This window comes from Rhodococcus sp. JCM 9793, assembly GCF_055380405.1.
Window position 1 is genome coordinate 3,454,972 of the sequence record NZ_AP043721.1, and the last position, 18,872, is coordinate 3,473,843.

The 18,872-nt window shown below is 65.4% G+C and carries 22 protein-coding genes, 1 tRNA gene and 1 riboswitch; of the genes, 19 read left to right on the plus strand and 4 right to left on the minus strand.

What is annotated here, in order from left to right:
* The first annotated feature begins 10 nt into the window (after positions 1-10).
* From ACZ46K_RS18035 to ACZ46K_RS18050, 4 genes are all read left to right on the plus strand, one after another.
* Positions 11-1,063: a pseudouridine synthase gene (locus ACZ46K_RS18035; RefSeq protein ID WP_464743978.1), complete on the plus strand. Its 1,053-nt coding sequence runs from the start codon at positions 11-13 to the stop codon at positions 1,061-1,063.
* Between the two features lie 32 nt (positions 1,064-1,095).
* Entirely contained in the window at positions 1,096-1,758 is a 663-nt protein-coding gene (gene cmk / locus ACZ46K_RS18040) for a (d)CMP kinase (protein ID WP_464749382.1), read from the plus strand.
* The gene (gene der / locus ACZ46K_RS18045; protein ID WP_054810764.1) at positions 1,755-3,185 is read left to right on the plus strand and encodes a ribosome biogenesis GTPase Der; all 1,431 of its coding nucleotides are present in this window, start codon (positions 1,755-1,757) and stop codon (positions 3,183-3,185) included. The genes cmk and der overlap by 4 nt, the downstream gene beginning before the upstream one ends.
* Positions 3,186-3,276: 91 nt before the next feature.
* Positions 3,277-3,350 (plus strand) — tRNA-Pro (locus ACZ46K_RS18050).
* 62 nt (positions 3,351-3,412) lie between these two features.
* Here ACZ46K_RS18050 and ACZ46K_RS18055 read toward each other — a convergent pair.
* On the minus strand, positions 3,413-3,775 hold the full coding sequence (locus ACZ46K_RS18055; protein ID WP_054807763.1) for a winged helix-turn-helix transcriptional regulator: 363 nt from the start codon (positions 3,773-3,775) through the stop codon (positions 3,413-3,415).
* Between the two features lie 148 nt (positions 3,776-3,923).
* Between ACZ46K_RS18055 and ACZ46K_RS18060 the strand changes: the two genes are divergently transcribed.
* Together ACZ46K_RS18060 and ACZ46K_RS18065 are read left to right on the plus strand one after the other, a co-directional pair.
* Positions 3,924-4,196 (plus strand): NAD(P)-binding domain-containing protein, encoded by a 273-nt coding sequence (locus tag ACZ46K_RS18060; RefSeq protein ID WP_054807762.1) that lies wholly within the window; start codon positions 3,924-3,926, stop codon positions 4,194-4,196.
* Positions 4,187-5,098, plus strand: a complete 912-nt coding sequence (locus ACZ46K_RS18065) for an NAD(P)-dependent oxidoreductase (RefSeq protein ID WP_054810765.1) — start codon at positions 4,187-4,189, stop codon at positions 5,096-5,098. Before ACZ46K_RS18060 ends, ACZ46K_RS18065 begins: the two co-directional genes overlap by 10 nt.
* Positions 5,099-5,136: 38 nt before the next feature.
* Here ACZ46K_RS18065 and ACZ46K_RS18070 read toward each other — a convergent pair whose 3' ends face one another.
* Positions 5,137-6,144 (minus strand): AraC family transcriptional regulator, encoded by a 1,008-nt coding sequence (locus ACZ46K_RS18070; RefSeq protein WP_464743979.1) that lies wholly within the window; start codon positions 6,142-6,144, stop codon positions 5,137-5,139.
* A gap of 140 nt (positions 6,145-6,284) precedes the next feature.
* On the opposite strand from ACZ46K_RS18070, the gene ACZ46K_RS18075 reads away from it, so the two are divergent.
* Together ACZ46K_RS18075 and ACZ46K_RS18080 are read left to right on the plus strand one after the other, a co-directional pair.
* Positions 6,285-6,935 carry an NAD(P)-dependent oxidoreductase gene (locus tag ACZ46K_RS18075; protein ID WP_054809966.1) on the plus strand — a complete coding sequence of 217 codons (651 nt, stop codon included), beginning with the start codon at positions 6,285-6,287 and terminating at the stop codon, positions 6,933-6,935.
* Positions 6,936-7,056: 121 nt separating this feature from the next.
* Positions 7,057-7,467, plus strand: coding sequence for a VOC family protein (locus tag ACZ46K_RS18080; protein ID WP_054805887.1), 411 nt, complete (start codon positions 7,057-7,059; stop codon positions 7,465-7,467).
* Between the two features lie 36 nt (positions 7,468-7,503).
* Here the strand turns inward: ACZ46K_RS18080 and ACZ46K_RS18085 are convergent, their stop codons facing one another.
* Together ACZ46K_RS18085 and ACZ46K_RS18090 are read right to left on the minus strand one after the other, a co-directional pair.
* The gene (locus ACZ46K_RS18085) at positions 7,504-7,899 is read right to left on the minus strand and encodes an MmcQ/YjbR family DNA-binding protein (RefSeq protein WP_464743980.1); all 396 of its coding nucleotides are present in this window, start codon (positions 7,897-7,899) and stop codon (positions 7,504-7,506) included.
* Positions 7,900-7,908: 9 nt separating this feature from the next.
* Positions 7,909-8,928, minus strand: coding sequence for a phosphotransferase family protein (locus tag ACZ46K_RS18090; protein WP_054809962.1), 1,020 nt, complete (start codon positions 8,926-8,928; stop codon positions 7,909-7,911).
* Between the two features lie 151 nt (positions 8,929-9,079).
* Here ACZ46K_RS18090 and ACZ46K_RS18095 point away from each other — a divergent pair, with 151 nt between their 5' ends.
* The 11 genes from ACZ46K_RS18095 (at position 9,080) to gcvP (ending at position 18,841) form a co-directional block, all read left to right on the plus strand.
* Complete coding sequence (locus tag ACZ46K_RS18095) at positions 9,080-9,697, plus strand: NUDIX hydrolase (RefSeq protein WP_464743981.1); 618 nt, start codon at positions 9,080-9,082, stop codon at positions 9,695-9,697.
* Positions 9,698-9,771: 74 nt separating this feature from the next.
* Positions 9,772-10,392: a CDP-alcohol phosphatidyltransferase family protein gene (locus ACZ46K_RS18100; protein WP_054805888.1), complete on the plus strand. Its 621-nt coding sequence runs from the start codon at positions 9,772-9,774 to the stop codon at positions 10,390-10,392.
* Positions 10,389-11,255: a DUF881 domain-containing protein gene (locus ACZ46K_RS18105; protein ID WP_054805889.1), complete on the plus strand. Its 867-nt coding sequence runs from the start codon at positions 10,389-10,391 to the stop codon at positions 11,253-11,255. The genes ACZ46K_RS18100 and ACZ46K_RS18105 overlap by 4 nt, the downstream gene beginning before the upstream one ends.
* Entirely contained in the window at positions 11,252-11,611 is a 360-nt protein-coding gene (locus ACZ46K_RS18110; RefSeq protein WP_054713560.1) for a small basic family protein, read from the plus strand. Before ACZ46K_RS18105 ends, ACZ46K_RS18110 begins: the two co-directional genes overlap by 4 nt.
* A 3-nt stretch (positions 11,612-11,614) precedes the next feature.
* Positions 11,615-12,352, plus strand: coding sequence for a DUF881 domain-containing protein (locus tag ACZ46K_RS18115; protein WP_054805890.1), 738 nt, complete (start codon positions 11,615-11,617; stop codon positions 12,350-12,352).
* Positions 12,353-12,395: 43 nt separating this feature from the next.
* Positions 12,396-12,800 (plus strand): glycine cleavage system protein GcvH, encoded by a 405-nt coding sequence (gcvH, locus tag ACZ46K_RS18120; RefSeq protein ID WP_054809963.1) that lies wholly within the window; start codon positions 12,396-12,398, stop codon positions 12,798-12,800.
* A gap of 152 nt (positions 12,801-12,952) precedes the next feature.
* On the plus strand, positions 12,953-13,417 hold the full coding sequence (odhI, locus tag ACZ46K_RS18125; RefSeq protein WP_054805891.1) for an oxoglutarate dehydrogenase inhibitor Odhl: 465 nt from the start codon (positions 12,953-12,955) through the stop codon (positions 13,415-13,417).
* Complete coding sequence (ftsR, locus tag ACZ46K_RS18130) at positions 13,417-14,154, plus strand: transcriptional regulator FtsR (protein ID WP_464743982.1); 738 nt, start codon at positions 13,417-13,419, stop codon at positions 14,152-14,154. Before odhI ends, ftsR begins: the two co-directional genes overlap by 1 nt.
* Positions 14,155-14,295: 141 nt before the next feature.
* On the plus strand, positions 14,296-14,769 hold the full coding sequence (locus tag ACZ46K_RS18135; protein WP_054805893.1) for a bifunctional nuclease family protein: 474 nt from the start codon (positions 14,296-14,298) through the stop codon (positions 14,767-14,769).
* A 255-nt stretch (positions 14,770-15,024) separates the two neighbouring features.
* Positions 15,025-15,651, plus strand: a complete 627-nt coding sequence (locus ACZ46K_RS18140; RefSeq protein ID WP_054805894.1) for a MerR family transcriptional regulator — start codon at positions 15,025-15,027, stop codon at positions 15,649-15,651.
* Between the two features lie 67 nt (positions 15,652-15,718).
* Positions 15,719-15,816, plus strand: a riboswitch (glycine riboswitch).
* A 166-nt stretch (positions 15,817-15,982) separates the two neighbouring features.
* Positions 15,983-18,841 carry an aminomethyl-transferring glycine dehydrogenase gene (gene gcvP / locus ACZ46K_RS18145; protein WP_464743983.1) on the plus strand — a complete coding sequence of 953 codons (2,859 nt, stop codon included), beginning with the start codon at positions 15,983-15,985 and terminating at the stop codon, positions 18,839-18,841.
* Positions 18,842-18,872: the final 31 nt, after the last annotated feature.

Sequence of the window (18,872 nt, forward strand, 5' to 3'; positions counted from 1 at the left end):
CAGGAAAAAAGTGAAAAAGCCCGCTCGCCGTGATGGCACACCGGACCGTAAACGAACCGCCCGCCCCGTCAAGGGGCAGGGAACCGGCAGATCCTCCTCCGCCCGCCGGTCGGAACCCCGCGCACAGGATGCCGGGAAGCCCACTGCAGGGAATGCAGCTGCAGGAAAGAAGTCTCATCGGGGTCAAGGAGGAGCCCCCCTGAACAAGCGAGGGAGGCCTGCCGCGCCGAAGCCGCAGGCCCGCCGGACCTCCTCGACGCCGACCATCAGCAATGCCAAGCCCGCCCGGCACCAGCACAGCACCGTCGAACCGACGAAGCTGCCGGCCGGTGAAGGCGTGCGACTGCAGAAGGTCCTTGCCCAGGCAGGCGTGGCCTCGCGACGTGCCGCCGAAGAGATGATCGACCGCGGCCGCATCGAGGTCGACGGGGTCATCGTTCGGGAGCAAGGATTGCGCGTCGACCCCGAGAACGCCGTGATCCGTGTGGACGGTGTCCGCGTGGTCGTCAAGAAGGATCTCGTCCACCTCGTGCTCAACAAGCCCCGCGGATGGCAGTCCACCATGTCCGACGATTTGGGCCGCCCATGCGTCGGTGACATCGTCTCCGAGCGTGTCGCTGCGGGACAGCGCTTGTTCCATGTCGGTCGACTCGACGCCGCCACTGAAGGTCTGTTGCTGCTCACCAACGACGGTGAACTCGCGCACCGGCTCATGCACCCGTCATTCGAGGTCAACAAGACCTACCTCGCCACGGTCAAGGGCGTACTCCCACGTGGTATCGGTAAGCAACTCAAGGACGGCGTCGAACTCGAGGACGGCCCCGCCAAGGTCGACAAGTTCGCGCTTCTGGAAGTGAACGAAGGCCAGTCCCTCGTGCGCCTGGATCTGCACGAGGGCCGCAAGCACATCGTGCGCCGGATGCTCGACTACGTCGGCCATCCGGTGATCCGGCTGGTGCGCACCAACATCGGTCCCGTCGCACTGGGTGACCAGCGCCCCGGTACCCTCCGCGTCCTCGGGCGCAACGAGGTCGGAGGTCTCTACCAGGCGGTGGGACTGTGACCGGCACCGAATCAGGGGCACTGATCGTCGCGATGGACGGTCCGTCGGGCACCGGCAAATCCAGCGTCTCCAGGCGGCTCGCACGGCACCTCGGTGCCGCATACCTCGATACCGGCGCCATGTACCGGATCGCGACGCTGTATGCGCTGCGCCGAGGCGTCGACCCGGCCGACCCCGCCGCGATCGCCGCGACCGTCGCCGACCTGCCCTGGTCGATCGGCACCGACCCAGGGATCGAAGACATCCGGCTCGACGGCCAGGACGTGCGCGATGAGATCCGCGGCGCCGAGGTCACGGCGGCGGTCTCCGCCGTCTCGGCGGTCCCCGAGGTGCGCGAACTGCTCGTCGCGGCACAGCAGCGACTCGGCCTCGCGGCACACCGCGTCGTCGTCGAAGGCCGTGACATCGGCACCGCGGTCTTCCCTGAGGCGGATGTGAAGATCTTCCTCACCGCATCTGCGGAAGCACGCGCACAGCGACGCAATGCACAGAACATCGCGGAAGGTCGCGGTGACGACTACGATGCGGTGCTCGCGTCGGTGCAGCGCCGCGACCATCTCGATTCCACGCGCGCAGTGTCGCCTTTGCGCGCCGCGGACGACGCCGTCGTCGTGGACACCAGCGACATGAACATCGATGAGGTGACCGCGGCGCTGACCGCAGTGGTCACCGAGCAGACGGGAGCGGCGCTGTGAGCGACGACGTCACAACGGAGTACACCAACGAGGGTTCCGACGGCACGTGGTCGGAGGAATCGGACTGGGACCTCGACTTCGAAACCGGAGTCGACCTCGAAGAATTCGTTCCCATCCCGACCGTTGCGGTCGTCGGCCGCCCCAATGTCGGGAAGTCCACTCTCGTCAACCGCATCATCGGTCGACGTGAAGCGGTCGTGGAAGACGTTCCCGGCGTCACCCGCGACCGTGTGTCGTACGAGGGGAACTGGAACGGTCGCCGATTCATGGTGCAGGACACCGGCGGCTGGGAACCCGATGCCAAGGGTATGCAGCAGTCGGTTGCACGTCAGGCCGAAGTCGCCATGCGCACCGCCGACGCGATCCTCGTCGTAGTCGATGCCACTGTCGGCGCGACCTCCGTCGACGAGGCCGTCGCGAAGGTCCTGCGCCGGTCGAAGACACCGGTGCTGCTGGTCGCGAACAAGGTCGACGACGACCGCGTCGAAGCCGAAGCGGCCGCGCTGTGGTCTCTCGGACTCGGCCAGCCCTATTCGGTGTCCGCCACGCACGGTCGCGGTACCGGTGATCTGCTCGACGACCTGCTCGAGAAGATGCCGCCCACACCGCGCGAAGGCACGGGTGGGGGAGGACCCCGCCGTGTCGCGCTGGTCGGCAAACCGAACGTCGGCAAGTCCAGCCTGATCAACAAGCTCTCTGGCGACGAGCGTTCGGTGGTGCACGACGTTGCGGGCACCACCGTCGACCCTGTGGACTCGGTCGTCGAACTCGGCGGCAAGCCGTGGCGCTTCGTCGACACCGCCGGCCTGCGTAAGCGGGTCAGCCACGCGTCGGGCGCTGAGTTCTACGCATCGTTGCGCACCCGGGCCGCGATCGACGCCGCCGAGGTAGCAGTGCTGCTCATCGATGGGTCGGTGCCGATCACCGAGCAGGACCAGAGGGTGATCTCGATGATCGTCGAATCGGGTCGCGCACTGGTGATCGCGTTCAACAAGTGGGACCTCGTCGACGAGGACCGCCGCCACGAGTTGGGCCGCGAGGTCGATCGCGATCTGCTGCGGGTGCCGTGGGCGGCCCGGGTCAACATCTCTGCCAAGACCGGCCGTGCCGTACAAAAGCTCGTGCCGGCGATGGAGACCGCACTCGAGTCGTGGGACAAGCGCATCTCCACGGGTCGGCTCAACACCTGGCTCAAGGAAGTGGTGGCTGCGACCCCACCGCCGATGCGGGGTGGACGTCTGCCCCGTGTGATGTTCGCGACCCAGGCGGCGACGCGTCCGCCGACGTTCGTGTTGTTCACCACCGGCTTCCTCGAGGCCGGCTACCGCCGCTTCCTCGAACGGAAGCTGCGAGAGGAGTTCAACTTCGACGGCAGCCCCGTCCGCATCTCCGTGCGAGTGCGGGAGAAGCGCGACCGCCGCAAGTAGTCGCAAATCCCCGGAAATCGCGCTGACCAGTCGATTCGCGTTTCGGTCCGTACCTGTTGTAATCTCAACGAGCGCTCGAGGAGAGCGCGGACGGGCTGTGGCGCAGCTTGGTAGCGCACTTGACTGGGGGTCAAGTGGTCGCAGGTTCAAATCCTGTCAGCCCGACCGAAAGGCCCCGGTGAGATCAGATCTCACCGGGGCCTTTTCGTGTTTCGCGTGGTGTCGAGTCAGTCCGAGAGTTCGATGGAGACGCGCTCGGCACCGATCCGTTCGATCCGCCGTTGCCCCCATGCGCCCAGCGGGCCGAGCGCCGCGTTCAAGCTGCGGCCGTGCTCGGTGAGTGAGTATTCGACCCGAGGGGGAACCTCTCGGTAGACCTCGCGTTGAACGAGCTCGTCTGCTTCCATCTCCCGCAGATGCTGAACCAACATCTTCTCGCTGACTCCCGGTAGCCCGCGCCTGAGTTCGCCGAATCGCCGGGTGCCGTTGTCCAGCTCCCACAGGATCAACGACTTCCATTTTCCGGACACCACATCCATTGCGGCATCGATCCCGCAGATGTACGGGCCGGTTCTGGGCGATCGAGGCATCACGCACTCTCCTTGATACTTACCAATTGGTGGGTATCGAACAATTTAGTGGGTACTTGTTACACACACAGCTAGTGGGCAGCATGACAACTGTCGATCGGCACCGACAGTTGTCAACATCCCACTTTCGTGAGGAACACATCAGGTCATGAACACACCCGTCACCGTCAGCATCCTCGGCCTCGGCGAAATGGGGCGCGCCCTCGCGTCCGCGCTGCTGAGGGCCGACCGTTCCGTCGTCGTCTGGAATCGCACCCCCGGTAAGGGAATCGAGTTGGCGGAGGCCGGCGTCCAACCCATTGCGATGGTGCAGAGATTGATCGCCGCAGAACGGGACTCCGGCCACGGCACCGACAGTTTCGCGCGCATCGTCGAATCCATCGCACATCCCACTCCTGAAGGGACCTTCTCATGCCTGTGACCACCACTGCGCTCACCGTCATCGGCCTCGGGCCGATGGGGCAGGCGATGACTCGCATACTGCTGGCTGCCGGCCACCCCGTCACCGTCTGGAACCGGACACCGGCGCGCGCCGATGCTCTGGTCGAAACAGGAGCGACGAGAGCATCCGAGCCGGCCGCAGCGGTCGCGGCATCGGAGCTGATCATCCTCAGCCTGACCGACTATCAGGCGATGTACGACATTCTCGACCCGATCGAGGATCTGACCGGCCGGACCATCGTCAACCTCAGCTCCGATACCCCTGAACGCACCGCGTCGGCGGCCTACTGGGTGGCCGGTCGGGGCGGCCACTTCGTCGCGGGCGGGGTCATGGTGCCCGCACCCATGCTCGGCACCGACGCTGCCTATGCCTATTACAGCGGGGATCCGGACGCCTTTCGCCGCTGGGAACCCGTCTTGCGGCTTCTGGGATCGACCCGATTCCTCGGCGCCGACGTACGACTGGCCCAGCTCTTCTATCTGGCAAACCTCGACGTCTTCCTGACCACGCTGGCGAGCATGCTCCATGCGGCCGCACTGATCCAGTCGGTCGGCGGCCCGGTCGAGAATGCTCTCGCGGACCTGTACGAACATGTGCAATTGATCCCGTCGATCATCGGGCCGAGCGCAGAGTTGGCCGCCGATCTCGTCGGGGGCAGTCACCCGGGGGAGCTGAGTACTGTGACGATGATGGGCGCCACCGCCGACCACATCGTCCAGGCCAGTGTCGAATCCGGGGTTGGGCGAGGGTTGCCGGACGCGGTCAAGAACCTGTACGACGCCGCGACCGCCGCCGGACACGGCAGGGACAACTGGACAAGTCTGTTCGAGGTGATCAAGGCCGAACGTCGAAGGCATGTCACCGTGTCCACCGGCCTATAGAACGCACAAGTGACTGCCCTGACACGGATGCCCGTGCGCTATCGACGAGTGGCGAATGTGCCGTCGGTGCGGTGGCGGACCGATCCCGGGGACACGCCCGTGATCCTCTTGAACGCCCTCGAGAACGCGGCTTCGGACTCGTAGCCCGACCGCGACGCGAGTTCGGCGACCGTCGCGCCGTCCTGCAACGCGACGGTCGCCGACTCCATCCGCCATCGACCGACGTACCGCATCGCGGATTCGCCGACCAACTCGGTGAACCGCGCCGCGAACGCCGACCGCGACATCGCCGCTTCCCGTGCGAGGGACTCGACCGTCCACGGCCGTTCGGGGGCGCGGTGAACGGCAGCGAGCGCACGGCCGACCTGTGGGTCCTGCAGAGCGCCGATCCATCCGCGCCGGGCCGCCGGCGCGGAATCGATCCAACTCCGGATTGCCATGATCACAAGGATGTCGGCCAATCGCGTGAGCACCGCCTCGCCACCCGGCAGCACGTGTTGCGCTTCGTCGGCCATCAACGACAACACCTGCGTCGTCGTGCTGCGCCTCGCCGACGCGGTCGTGTCCATCCGCAGGATGGGAGGCAGCAACGCCACCAGACGCCGTGCAGTCGGATGATCGAACTCGACGACCCCGCACACCAGAGTGGAGCGTTCACCACCTCCGCCGCAGCGCAGAACCGAATAGTGGTCGCCGATCATGGTCTGGGGGAGTAGATCCACGCGTCCCGCGCATCCGGTGCTGGGGACGCTCGGGTCGCTCCGCATCAGGTGTCCCGCCCCGTGCGGCACGATGACGAATTCTCCGGGGAGGAGCCGCGCCGACGCCGAATCGGGGACCTCGAGCCACATTTCGCCTGAGACGACCAGGTGGAAGCTCACGCTGTCGGCCACCGGCGGCATCTCCAGCGCCCACGGCGCGGTCAATTCCGACCGGCAGTAGAAGCCGCCACGCATGCGCAGCAGGTGAAGCGCCTCCGCGAGTGGATCGACCGGTGTCCACGGATAGAGCACGTTGTCGGTCTCCCGAACCCTCTCGATCGTCATGTGTTCACCCTCACCGCTTGGTGTTCATCCGTCCAGCCCCGCAGGACGAATGAACATGAGGGTCGGACGGAGAGTCATAGAACGTCCTGAAGAACGTTCATACGGTGGACACATCATCCGAACAACCTCAGGAGAACCTCATGAAAGTACTCGTCATCGGCGCAACGGGTGGCTCCGGCCGTGCTGCCGTCACTGCACTCCTCGACCGCGGCCACGACGTCACCGTCATGGTGCGCACCGTCGAAGCCCAGCAGACGTTCGGCGACGGACCCATCGGCGTGATCGGCGATGCCACCCGACCCGACGACGTCGACCGCGCAGTCCGCGGCCAGGACGCCGTCATCGTCACCCTCGGCATCACCGAGAACCCCGTCCGTGTGCGGCTGCGCGGACCGGCTCGTACCGCACTCGACGTGCGGTCCACCGGGACCCGCAACATCATCGACGCGATGCAACGTCACGGCGTGCGTCGCCTGATCGTCCAGACCACATACGGAGTAGGTGACACCGACGGCCGACTGCCGTTGCGTTACAAGCTCATGTTCTCGCTGCTTCTCGGGCCGCAGGTCGCCGACACCGTGATCCAGGACCGCTTCGTGCACGAGAGCGGCCTCGACTGGACCCTCGTGCAACCGGTCAACCTGACCGACTCGACCGACGCCGGAGACGCGTTCACCTCGACCAGCGGCGAGCTCACAGGGTGGCAGGTCGCGCGCAGCAAGGTCGGTCGGGTCCTTGCGTCCGCCGTCGACGACGAGGCGAACGTGAGGCGAACTGTGTCGGTGTCCTGAGCCGGGATCCGTCGAAAAGCTCCGCGAGTGAGCATGACGGGACACGATGAGAAACGGCACTGCGCAGAGTCCATCTGCGTAATGCCGACTCATCTTTCCTCCGACAGATCAGGAGCCCGCGATGACCACTCGACTCAATCCGTACATCAGCTTCCGCGACAACGCGCGTGACGCGATGGAGTTCTACAGGACCGTCTTCGGTGGTGAACTCGAAATCAGCACGTTCGGCGAGGGGCAACCCACCGGCGACGACGTGGTGGACAGCAAGGTCATGCATGCGATGCTCACCACCGACAGCGGATTCGTACTCATGGCCTCGGATACGCCTCCCGGCATGGACAACACCCCTGGAACCAACTTCACTATCTCGCTGAGCGGCGACGATGATGCCGAACTCCGCGGCTACTGGGACGGACTCGTCGACGGGGGCGCCATAACCATGCCGCTCGAGAAGGCACCCTGGGGTGACAGCTTCGGGGCCTGCACCGACAAGTTCGGTGTTCCGTGGATGGTCAATATCAGCGCCGGCTGACCCATCCGGCATCCGAGAAGCTGCTGGGCCGGGGACTCAACCGAGGCGCGCATCCAGTTCGCGCACCAGTTTCACGGGAGCCGTCTCACGGAACGACATGTCGACCAGTTCTGCGACCTCGGCCCAGTCCACCGCGTCGCGGTCGAGGTCGTAGCCGACCCACCCCGACGGACCCAGGTACATGGGCAGATACGTGTGATCCTCACCGAGGAGGGCGAGGCGTTCGTCGGCGTCGGGCTTGATGATCAACGATCGGGGAAACGACGCGCGGGTGTCCTTGTCGGATCCGCCGTAGACCGCGAACGACGTCTTGGTGAAGAAGAACGGACGGCCGTGCGAGATCTTCTCCTGGGCGCCGGGATACGCCAGGACGAGGGCGCGCACCCGAGCCAGCAACGGATCCGTCTCGTCGAACATGATCGGATGTGGCATGGAGAAACCTTACCTCCGGAGGGCCGAAACCCCCTCGTGGAGGAGGGGTTCCACAGCGTCTCCGAATGCGCTGAAACCTTCGCCCACGGTCTGGCCTTGCAGGAAGCGGAAATGGATTCCCTCGAGGATCACCGCGAGCTTGAAATAGGCCAGCCCCAGATGGAATGCCATCCCCGACAGGTCCCTGCCGCTCGCGCCCGCATAACGGGACAGCACTTTCTCGTCGTCGAGGAAACCGGGGGCGCGCGACACCGTCGACACCGGGACCGGCCCGTCCCTGCGCGCAAGCTGCTGGTAGACCATGAGCAGCGCGACGTCGGTGAGCGGATCACCGAGAGTTGCCATCTCCCAATCCAGCACCGCCGCAACCTGATCGTTCTCGTCTATCAGCACGTTGTCGAGGCGGTAGTCGCCGTGCACGATCGTCGAACCGCTCGTCGCGGGTAGCTGCTCGACCAGCAACCGGTGCAGCTCATCGGCGCCTTCGAGTGTGCGGCTCCGGGACGCGTCGAGTTGCGTCTGCCACCGGCGCACCTGGCGTTCGAGGAAACCTTCGGCCCGGCCGAAGTCCTCGAGCCCCACCGCTGCCGGCTGCACCGAGTGCAGCCTTGCCAGGGTGTCGACCATCCGCTCGGAGATCGCACGCACCCGATCCCGCCCGAGAGGCGCGAGTTCCTCGGCCGTGCGAAATGGTGTGCCCTCGACCAGTTCCATGATGTAGAAAGGCGCCCCGATGATCTTGGTATCGGCACACAGCAGGAAGGTGCGCGGCACAGGTACCTCGGTTCCGGCGAGCGCAGTGATCACGCGGTGCTCGCGGGTCATGTCGTGCGCGGTTTTCAACACGTGTCCGAGCGGTGGTCGCCGCAGGACGAGTTCCCGCCTGCCGTCGCTCACGCCGTAGGTGAGGTTCGATCGTCCACCGCTGATCAGGCGGGCGGTCAGAGGCCCGTCGAAGAGGTGGGGGGCAGCGGTCCGGAGGTGACTGCGGAGGAGCGTGGTATCCAGGCCCGCGGGGTCGGTGCTCATGGTGTCCTTTCCCAGTTCGGTAGGGACGACGGAATCGCGTGTGAGGGAGCGTAGTCGGACTGGATACAGCTGTCTGCAGTTCCGTCTTGAAGATTTCGGGAGAGACGGAATACCTTTATAAACAGAATTATGGTTGGGATAATGTCACACCATGCCCATATCGAGCGCACTGACGCACACGACACTTCGGGATTCCATCGGACGCTTCGAATCGCGTCGGATTCCGCTCGAAGGGCGCCGCCACGCCGCTGTCGTCATAGCCGTGCTCGACGACGGGGCGGGGAGCCCGGTCATGCCCCTCACGCGCCGACCGACGAAGTTGCGCGCACACCCCGGCCAGTTCGCGCTTCCGGGTGGACGCCTCGACCCGGGGGAGACACCCGAAGAGGCGGCGTTGCGGGAACTGCACGAAGAACTCGGACTCGACGCTGCGCCCGCCGCTATCGTCGGACGGCTCGACGACTATGTCACCCGATCCGGATATGTGATGTCACCGTTCGTGGTGTGGTCCGAGACAGCGATCGCTGATCTGAAGCCGAGCCCCGATGAAGTCGATGTCCTGTTCGCCGTCACCGAGGCCGAGCTGGACAGCGAGCCTCGGTTCGTCGGCATCCCCGAATCCGACAAGCCGGTAATCCAGTGGCCGTTCCGTGGGCACCTCATCCACGCGCCCACCGCCGCCGTGGTCTACCAGTTCCGTGAGGTCGCCCTCCATCGTCGGCACACCCGTATCGACGGCCTCGAACAACCGGTGTTCGCATGGCGCTGACCACCTCGTGACGGTGCCCGCAGCCGATATGAAAAGCTTGACCGGCTGGACCGCGTAGATCAGACAGGAGCACGATGGGTGACGTGACGACACCGGACGACACCCGTCCCGGCGCCGATCGCATCCTCACCATCCCGAACCTGCTCAGCTTCGTGCGGCTGCTCGGAATCCCTGTCTTCCTCTACCTGATTCTCGTCGTCCACGCGGATGGGTGGGCGCTCGCGATCCTCTTCCTCAGCGGGTTCACCGACTGGGCTGACGGCAAGCTCGCCCGCCTACTGGACCAGGCGTCCCGACTGGGCGCGCTGCTCGACCCCATGGTCGACCGTCTCTACATCGTCACCACCCTCATCGCGTTGGTGGCGCGGGACGTGATCCCGTGGTGGATCGCCGCGATCCTCATCGGACGAGAACTCGTTCTCGCCCCTACCCTCGCCGTGTACCGGCGTCGCGGCATGCCCCCACCCGCTGTGCTCTACCTGGGCAAGGGCGCGACGTTCCTCCTCATGTGCGCACTGCCGTTGCTGCTGCTGGACCTGGCGGTCCCCACAACGTCCGCCGTCGCGCACCCACTCGGTTGGGCGGCACTGATCTGGGGGTCGGCACTCTACGTCTGGACCGGATTGCTCTACCTGGGTCAGGCCGTATGGATCGCCCGTGCCGTATCCCCGAACGAGGGGCAGCCCGCCGAGTGAGCCGCCGCTGGGAACAGATCACCCGAAACCCGGTTCCGTCACTGCTCAAGTCGCTGCTCGAAGATCACCTCGACCCCGGCTACGCCGCGGCAGCCGCGGACCGGGCAGCGGGTCGCGCGTTCTCGTCGCCGACACGCACCAGGATCTGGCTCGTCATCGGAAGCATCCTCGCCGGTCTTGTTCTCGGCGTCGCCTACGCCGAGAACACCGATCGTGAACCGGGCGCAGATCAGGCGCGCACCGAGATCCTCGATTCCCTCCGAACCAGCGACGAACGCAACGCCGCACTCGTCACCCGACGCGACGAGCTGACGGACATCGTCGAGCAACGCAGTGCCGAACTGGTGGCCCATGATGCGCAGGGTGCGGCAACTCTCGACGAGCTGCGCGTGGCGCAGACAGCTGCCGCCGCTGTGCCCGTCGGCGGCCCCGGAATCACTGTCACCCTGTCGGATCCGTCGGGTCGACCGAACCTGTCGGACCCGTCGGTACTCGACGCCACCGGCAGCACCGCGACCGTCCTCGACCGCGACCTGCAATCGGTGGTCAATGCACTGTGGGCGGGCGGTGCTGAAGCGGTATCGGTCGGCGATGTGCGCATCGGCCCCGGTGTGACCATCCGGCAGGCCGGGGGAGCGATGCTCGTCGACAATCAACCGGTGTTCTCGCCGTACGTCGTCTCCGCCGTCGGCCCCCAGGCGCAGATGCAGACGGATTTCGTGGTGAGCGACGCATACCTGAGGCTCTCGGGCGTCAAACAGCTCTACGGGGTAGGTTTCACGATCGCCGAGGCCGACGAGCTCGAACTGCCGGCGGCCACGGTACGTACTGTCGAATCGGCTCGGGAATCGGGGAATCGGTGAAGCACCTCAGGCACGGTCAGGCGCTCTATGCGGTGCTGGCACTCGCGATCGGCATTGCTGCCGGGATCGTGTTCAGCCCGCAGGTGCCCGACGTGGTTCAGCCCTACCTTCCGATCGCGGTGGTCGCCGCCCTCGACACCGTGTTCGGCGGATTGCGTGCCTATCTCGACGACATCTTCGACGCGAAGGTGTTCGTCGTCTCATTCGTGTTCAACGTCCTCGTCGCCGCGCTGATCGTGTGGCTCGGAGACCAACTCGGCGTAGGCACCCAGCTCTCCACAGCTGTCATCGTCGTCCTCGGAATCCGGATCTTCGGCAACGCGTCGGCCCTGCGCCGCAGACTCTTCGGTGCGTGAGCGATGACCGAGGATCTCCCCGAAGACATTCGGTCCGACACATCCGGCCCGCGGCGCGAGCGCCGGGTGTACGCGGTACTCGCGGCACTGCTGGTGGTTCTGCTCGGTACGGCCATCGCTACTCAGGTGAAGAACACCGATGCGGGCGACACCCTCGAGTCGGCCCGTCCCGCAGACCTGCTCGTACTCCTCGACAACCTCAATCGACGCGAGGCGGCGCTGAGGCAAGAGATCACGGGCCTCGAGCGCACTCTCGAAGGTTTCGAGCAGAACGGTTCGGATGCCGCTCTCGCGGAGGCTCGTGCTCGTCTGCAGAACCTGTCGGTCCAGCTAGGTACAGTTCCTGCGACCGGGCCGGGGGTCGTCCTCACGATCGACGACCCGCTCGGTGGGATCGGATCGGAGGTGGTCCTCGACACGATCCAGGAACTACGAGCGGCGGGCACGGACACGATGCAGATCACAGGTGCCGACGGAACATCCGTGCGCATCGGTGTCGACTCGTGGGTCACGGGGCAGGGAGGGGATCTGACGGTCGACGATCGAAAATTCTCGGCGCCCTATACGGTTACAGCCATCGGAGACGGTCCGACGCTCGCAGCAGCACTGAACATCCCTGGCGGGGTGGTGGACACGGTCGCTCGCCGCGGCGGAACATTGACCGTCGAGCAATTTCCGCAGGTCGACGTGCTCGCCTTGCGGGAGATCGAACCGCGCCAATACGCTCAGCCAGGAAACTGAAACAGACGTTCGTGCCGAATCGTCGCCTCCGAAGGGAACTGCCGTGAGTGAGTTCGAGACGCCCGCTGATCTGCGATACACGGCGGAGCACGAGTGGGTACAGCGGACTGGGTCGACCACCGCCCGGATCGGTATCACCGACTACGCTCAATCTCAGCTCGGTGACGTGGTGTTCGTGCAGTTGCCGGACGCCGGCTCCGCCCTCGGCGCGGGTGATTCGTTCGGCGAGGTCGAATCCACGAAGAGTGTGTCGGATGTCTACGCGCCCTTCGCTGCAGCGGTCGCGGCGGTGAACGGCGAACTGGAGGCGCGCCCGGAGTTGGTCAACAGTGCGCCGTACACGGAAGGGTGGCTCATCGAAGTCGAGTCGAACAGCGAGGCAGGGCTCGACGCTGCCCTCGAGCAGACCCTCGATGCGGCGGGATACAGAGAGATCACAGAAGGATGAGATCCCCTGGGTGACGTAACCGCGACTACCTGCACCAGGGGCGTGCGCAGGGTACGGTCGGGTATGGCGTGTGCCGTGTCCGATCGTGGTGGTGGCGAACGAATGACGATCATCCGGGAGTACTCGGACGATCGAACGGATAAGGAGAAACGGTGAGCGAGAACGGCAACGCGGGCTACGAAGAGACCCCAGCGGAAACAACTTCGGTGTTTCGTGCCGACTTCCTGAACGAATTGGAGAACACCGGCGCCGCTGCGACGACCGAAGGACCGGTCTCGGGTGTAGAAGGCCTTCCGGCCGGGGCGGCCCTGCTCCTCGTCAAGCGCGGGCCCAACGCGGGGTCGCGCTTCTTGCTCGACCAGCCCACCACGTCCGCCGGGCGGCACCCCGACAGTGACATCTTCCTCGACGATGTCACCGTCAGCCGTCGCCACGCAGAGTTCCGTCAGGACGACGGCGAGTTCCAGGTCGTCGATGTGGGAAGCCTCAACGGCACCTACGTCAACCGCGAACCCGTCGACTCGGCAGTGCTCGCGAACGGCGACGAGGTCCAGATCGGCAAGTTCCGCCTGGTGTTTCTGACAGGTCCGCGGGGCACTCAGGGCGCAGGTAGCTGATGACCGCTGCCCACCAGCCGGCGCCGGCAGGTATGTCGATCGGGTCCGTGCTCGATCGACTCCGCCCGGACTTCCCGGACGTGACGATCTCGAAGATCCGATTTCTCGAGGCCGAAGGGCTGATCAGTCCGGAGCGCACGCCGTCGGGTTACCGCCGGTTCTCCATTGCGGACTGTGAGCGGCTCCGGTACGTCCTCACCGCGCAGCGTGATCAGTACCTCCCGCTGAAGGTGATCAAGGAACAGCTCGAGGCGATAGATCGCGGCGCAGCAACGGTGGGAGCCGTCGACACTCGTCCCAAACGACCGCGTCAGCTCGCGGTTGCGCGGGGCGAGGTTTCTCCCGAGGACCTTCGGACGGACCGTCAGATTCGGGTCGGTCGTGACGATCTCTGCGAACGGGCCGGGATCGACACGGTGTTCCTCACAGAGTTGGTGGGCGCGGGACTCCTCACGCCGGGTGCTGCAGGGTTCTTCGACGACGACGCGGTGCTGCTGGCACGGACCGCGAAGGCGATGTCCCAGTTCGGACTCGAAGTCCGGCACCTCCGCGCGTTCAAATTGGCGGCAGACCGTGAGGCGGGCCTTGTCGCCCAGATCGCAGGACCGATCGCCAAGGGACGCGATGCAGGGGCACGTGAACGTGCAGAAGAGATGGTGCGTGAGTTGGCTGCGTTGTCTCTGACGTTGCACACGTGCCTCGTCAAGGCAGCAGTACAGGGATCACTCGATCGTTGACGTAGCCCGCAGCGGCATCACCCACGAGCGTGGCCCTCTTCCGGATTCGGGCACCTGACGTACACGGAGGAGCGCATTAGAATTCAGGCAGTACGGTCAGCGGGTACGACGACTGACAGGCAGCGGGACGGAGGCGCCGCAATGAGCGAGATGAGGATAGTCGGTATCCGAGTCGAGCAACCGCAGAACCAGCCGGTCCTTCTGTTGCGCGAAGCGGACGGTGAGCGGTACCTACCGATCTGGATCGGTCAGATGGAAGCAACCGCCATCGCGCTGGAACAGCAGGGTGTGGAGCCGGCGCGGCCACTCACGCACGACCTGATCAAGAATCTTCTCGATGCATTCGGCCATGCCCTTCTGGAAGTTCGGATCGTGGATCTCCAGGAGGGCACCTTCTACGCCGACCTCGTCTTCGACGGCGAGATGCGGGTCTCGTGCCGCCCCTCGGACGCGGTTGCAGTCGCTCTGCGCACCGGTGCACCGGTGTTCGCCGAGGAATCGGTGCTGGCCGAAGCAGGTCTCGCGATGCCCGACGAGAAGGAGGACGAGGTCGAGAAGTTCAAGGAGTTCCTCGAATCGGTCTCACCCGACGACTTCAAGGCAACCGACGGCTGACTTGACCTTCTCCGCTGGTGGATCGAGTCGAACGTTGTTCGACGACGCCCGGCAGCGAACCCGTGTAACGTCGAACGTTGCTTTCCGTGTCGGCGTGTTGCTGCCCGTCGTGAATCACACAGGGCGTACGCTTGGTTGATCCGCTACGGGTTCAAGTCGGGTGAACCGGAGGATGCACGGGATCGGATGCGGTGGGGAGATCCGCCTGGTCGGTGGTGGCGAGGGACAACGGGGCGCGCGAGAGGAAGTCACAAAGTGCGAGATCGGCCGCAAGGACAGCAACTCGGTGCCGACACCGGCGATCGCGTGGCTTCGGTACCGGTATCGGACACCTCCGAGGATCTGCAGCCGGGGCTGTTTCCCGACAACTCGGTGCCCGATGAGCTTGTCGGCTATCGAGTGCCGATCGCATGTCAGATTGCGGGCATCAGCTACCGCCAACTCGACTACTGGGCACGCACCAACCTCGTGGTGCCGTCCATCAGGAGCGCGGCGGGGTCCGGAAGTCAGCGGTTGTACTCGTTCAAGGACATCCTGGTTCTGAAGATCGTCAAGCGGCTCCTCGACACCGGTGTCTCTCTGCAGAACATCCGTGTGGCCGTCGACCATCTCCGGAGCCGTGGCGTGCGGGATCTGGCCAAGATCACACTGTTCTCCGACGGCACCACCGTGTACGAATGTACGTCCCCGGAAGAGGTCGTAGACCTGCTTCAAGGCGGACAGGGTGTGTTCGGTATCGCGGTCAGCGGCGCAGTCCGGGAACTGACCGGCAGTATCGCGGATTTCCCGGCCGAACGTGCCGACGGATACGCTGTCGAGGAGAAGCCCGAGGACGAACTGGCTTCCCGCCGCCGCAACCGTATCAATCGACGCATCGGATAGGGCATAGGTCACGCCCCGGGGAGCGCGGCCTCGATCGGTGCAGTTGTGCTCTAGAATCGTTGTGCGTCGCCGTCCCGCGGGAGAGCCCCGGACCAACACGTCCGGGCGCCGAAGGAGCAGCACCTCCCCGTCAATCTCTCAGGCACCCAGGACCGCGTGAGCTACGACGTCTCTGGAAAGCGGTGGGAGCACCCACCCGCCCACGGGGAAAGGTCCGCCTACCGGGACCGAATCTCTCAGGCGCTCGCCCCGCGAGCTCAGGACAGAGGGGGAGGAAGCACCCGTGCCGACCGAGCACGAGTGAACCTCGCCGACCAGCCTGGGAGCTGCGATGACAGATGCCGTCACCTGGAATTTCGCCGATCGTCACATCGGACCCGATGCGCAGGGAATGCGCCGGATCCTCGACGTCGTCGGAGTCGATACCCTCGAGGATCTCGCCGCGAAGGCACTTCCCGCCGGAATCCTCGACGACCGTGACGGCGAAGTTGCCGACGGACTCGATGTTCTGGACGCACCGCTGAGTGAACACGAGGTCTTGGCCGGCCTGAAAGCACTGGCGGCCCGCAACACCGTCGCCACGTCCATGATCGGACACGGCTACTACGACACGCTCACTCCGCCGGTTCTGCTCCGCAACATCATTGAGAATCCCGCCTGGTACACGGCGTACACGCCGTACCAGCCGGAGATCAGTCAGGGCCGTCTCGAAGCGCTGCTCAACTTCCAGACCATGGTCGCCGACCTGACCGGGATGGAGGTGGCGAACTCGTCGATGCTCGACGAGGCCACCGCAGCGGCCGAGGCCATGACGTTGCTGCGTCGCGCGAATCGCAAGTCGAAGAGCCCCCGATTCGTAGTCGACGCCGACCTGTTCACCCAGACCGCCGCGGTGCTCGCGACGCGTGCCGAGCCGCTCGGCATAGAGCTCGTCGCCGCGAACATCGTCGACGATGGACTGCCGGACGGTGAATTCTTCGGTGTGGTCCTGCAGGCGCCGGGCGCGTCGGGCCGGGTGTTCGACGTCGCTCCCGTGATCGAGGCTGCGCACGAGCGCGGCGCGCTGGTTGCGGTGGGCGCGGACCTCTTGGCGTTGACGTTGATGACTCCGCCGGGAGAGAAGGGTGCCGATGCATGCTTCGGCACCACTCAGCGCTTCGGTGTGCCGATGGGCTTCGGTGGCCCGCACGCGGGATACCTGGCAGTGAACGGTGCGCACACGCGGAATCTCCCGGGTCGGCTGGTGGGTGTCTCGGTGGACGCCGACGGTGCCCCGGCCTACCGGCTTGCGCTGCAGACCCGTGAGCAGCACATCCGCCGGGAGAAGGCGACCAGCAACATCTGTACCGCACAGGTGCTTCTGGCCGTGCTCGCCGCGATGTACGCGTCATACCACGGTGCGGAGGGCCTGACCGGGATCGCGCGGCGCGTGGCTTCGCATGCATCCGGCCTCGCGGCCCAGCTGCGCGGCGGTGGTGTCGAAGTCGTTCACGACGAGTTCTTCGATACCGTCCTCGCCCGTGTTCCGGATCGCGCTGCCGAGGTGGTGGCAGCAGCACACGAGCGCTCCGTCAATCTGCATCTCGTCGATACGGATCACGTGTCGATCTCCTGCGACGAAGCGACGACGGACGCGCACGTCGCAAGTGTGTTGGCTGCATTCGGTATCGCTGCTGAAGGGTCGCCCGGCGACGGGCCCCTGTCCATCCCGAAGGAGTTGGGCCGTACCAGCGAGTTTCTGCAGCACGAGGCGTTCACGAAGTACCGGACGGAAACCGCGATGATGAGGTACCTGCGACGGTTGTCCGACAAGGATCTCGCGCTCGACCGCACGATGATCCCGCTCGGATCCTGCACGATGAAGCTAAACGCTGCGGCGGAGATGGAAGCCATCACGTGGCCGGAGTTCGCGGGCCTGCACCCGTTCGCTCCTGCAGATCAGACCGAGGGAATCCGGGCACTCATCTCGGATCTCGAACGCTGGCTCTGCGCAGTCACCGGATACGACGCCGTCACCCTGCAGCCGAATGCCGGTAGCCAGGGTGAATATGCAGGTCTGCTGGCCATTCGGCACTATCATCTGAGCCGCGGTGACGACCACCGCGACACGTGCCTGATCCCCTCGAGCGCGCATGGGACCAACGCCGCATCGGCTGTCATGGCCGGTATGCGTGTCGAGGTCGTTGCGTGCCGCCCGAACGGTGACGTGGACCTCGACGATCTGCGGGCGAAGATCGCCGACCACGCCGAACGGCTCGCCGCGATCATGATCACCTACCCGTCGACCCATGGCGTGTACGAACACGAGATCGAGGACATCTGCGGTGCCGTGCACGACGCCGGCGGGCAGGTGTACATCGACGGTGCGAATCTCAATGCACTCGTGGGTCTGGCGCGACCCGGCAAGTTCGGCGGCGACGTCAGCCACCTGAATCTGCACAAGACGTTCTGTATCCCGCACGGTGGCGGCGGGCCGGGTGTCGGCCCGATCGGGGTACGTTCGCACCTCACGCCGTTCCTGCCGGGTCATCCGGCCGTACCCGAGCTCGGCGGTGGGGGACCGGTATCGGCTGCACCCTACGGGTCGGCGTCGATCCTGCCGATCACGTGGGCATACATCAAGCTCATGGGTGCGCGCGGGCTTCGGCAGGCGTCGCTGACTGCGATCGCGTCGGCGAACTACATTGCACGACGCCTCGACGAGTACTTCCCGGTGCTGTACACGGGTGCGAACGGGATGGTTGCGCACGAGTGCATCCTCGACCTGCGTCAGTTGACCAAGGACACCGGTGTCACCGTCGACGACGTGGCCAAGCGTCTCGCCGACTACGGATTCCATGCGCCGACGATGAGTTTCCCCGTGGCCGGAACTCTCATGGTCGAACCCACCGAGAGTGAAGATCTGAGCGAGATCGACGAGTTCATCGATGCGATGGTCTCGATCCGGGGGGAGATCGACAGGGTCGGGGCAGGGGAGTGGGCGGTCGACGACAACCCGCTGAGAGGAGCACCGCACACCGCGGAGTGCCTGGTGGGGGAGTGGGACCATCCATATTCTCGTGAGATCGCGGTGTACCCGCTGGGGAAGGGGCGTGCGAAGGTGTGGCCCGCGGTACGTCGAATCGACGGCGCACACGGCGACCGCAATCTGGTGTGCTCGTGCCCTCCGCTGGAGGCCTACAGCAGCTGAGAGTGCCGGGGCTGCGGACTGTCGTCCGCAG

Bases quoted from the DNA above. Each gene is read 5' to 3' on its own strand.
- gcvP (WP_464743983.1), top strand. From the start codon at position 15,983: ATGACAGATGCCGTCACCTGGAATTTCGCCGATCGTCACATCGGACCC.
- ACZ46K_RS18055 (WP_054807763.1), bottom strand. From the start codon at position 3,775: ATGCCTCGATCGCCCAGAACCGGCCCGTACATCTGCGGGATCGATGCC.
- ACZ46K_RS18135 (WP_054805893.1), top strand. From the start codon at position 14,296: ATGAGCGAGATGAGGATAGTCGGTATCCGAGTCGAGCAACCGCAGAAC.
- ACZ46K_RS18075 (WP_054809966.1), top strand. From the start codon at position 6,285: ATGAAAGTACTCGTCATCGGCGCAACGGGTGGCTCCGGCCGTGCTGCC.
- ftsR (WP_464743982.1), top strand. From the start codon at position 13,417: ATGACCGCTGCCCACCAGCCGGCGCCGGCAGGTATGTCGATCGGGTCC.
- ACZ46K_RS18100 (WP_054805888.1), top strand. From the start codon at position 9,772: ATGGGTGACGTGACGACACCGGACGACACCCGTCCCGGCGCCGATCGC.
- cmk (WP_464749382.1), top strand. From the start codon at position 1,096: ATGGACGGTCCGTCGGGCACCGGCAAATCCAGCGTCTCCAGGCGGCTC.
- ACZ46K_RS18095 (WP_464743981.1), top strand. From the start codon at position 9,080: ATGCCCATATCGAGCGCACTGACGCACACGACACTTCGGGATTCCATC.
- ACZ46K_RS18085 (WP_464743980.1), bottom strand. From the start codon at position 7,899: ATGCCACATCCGATCATGTTCGACGAGACGGATCCGTTGCTGGCTCGG.
- ACZ46K_RS18115 (WP_054805890.1), top strand. From the start codon at position 11,615: ATGACCGAGGATCTCCCCGAAGACATTCGGTCCGACACATCCGGCCCG.
- ACZ46K_RS18090 (WP_054809962.1), bottom strand. From the start codon at position 8,928: ATGAGCACCGACCCCGCGGGCCTGGATACCACGCTCCTCCGCAGTCAC.
- ACZ46K_RS18070 (WP_464743979.1), bottom strand. From the start codon at position 6,144: ATGACGATCGAGAGGGTTCGGGAGACCGACAACGTGCTCTATCCGTGG.
- ACZ46K_RS18060 (WP_054807762.1), top strand. From the start codon at position 3,924: ATGAACACACCCGTCACCGTCAGCATCCTCGGCCTCGGCGAAATGGGG.
- ACZ46K_RS18065 (WP_054810765.1), top strand. From the start codon at position 4,187: ATGCCTGTGACCACCACTGCGCTCACCGTCATCGGCCTCGGGCCGATG.
- ACZ46K_RS18080 (WP_054805887.1), top strand. From the start codon at position 7,057: ATGACCACTCGACTCAATCCGTACATCAGCTTCCGCGACAACGCGCGT.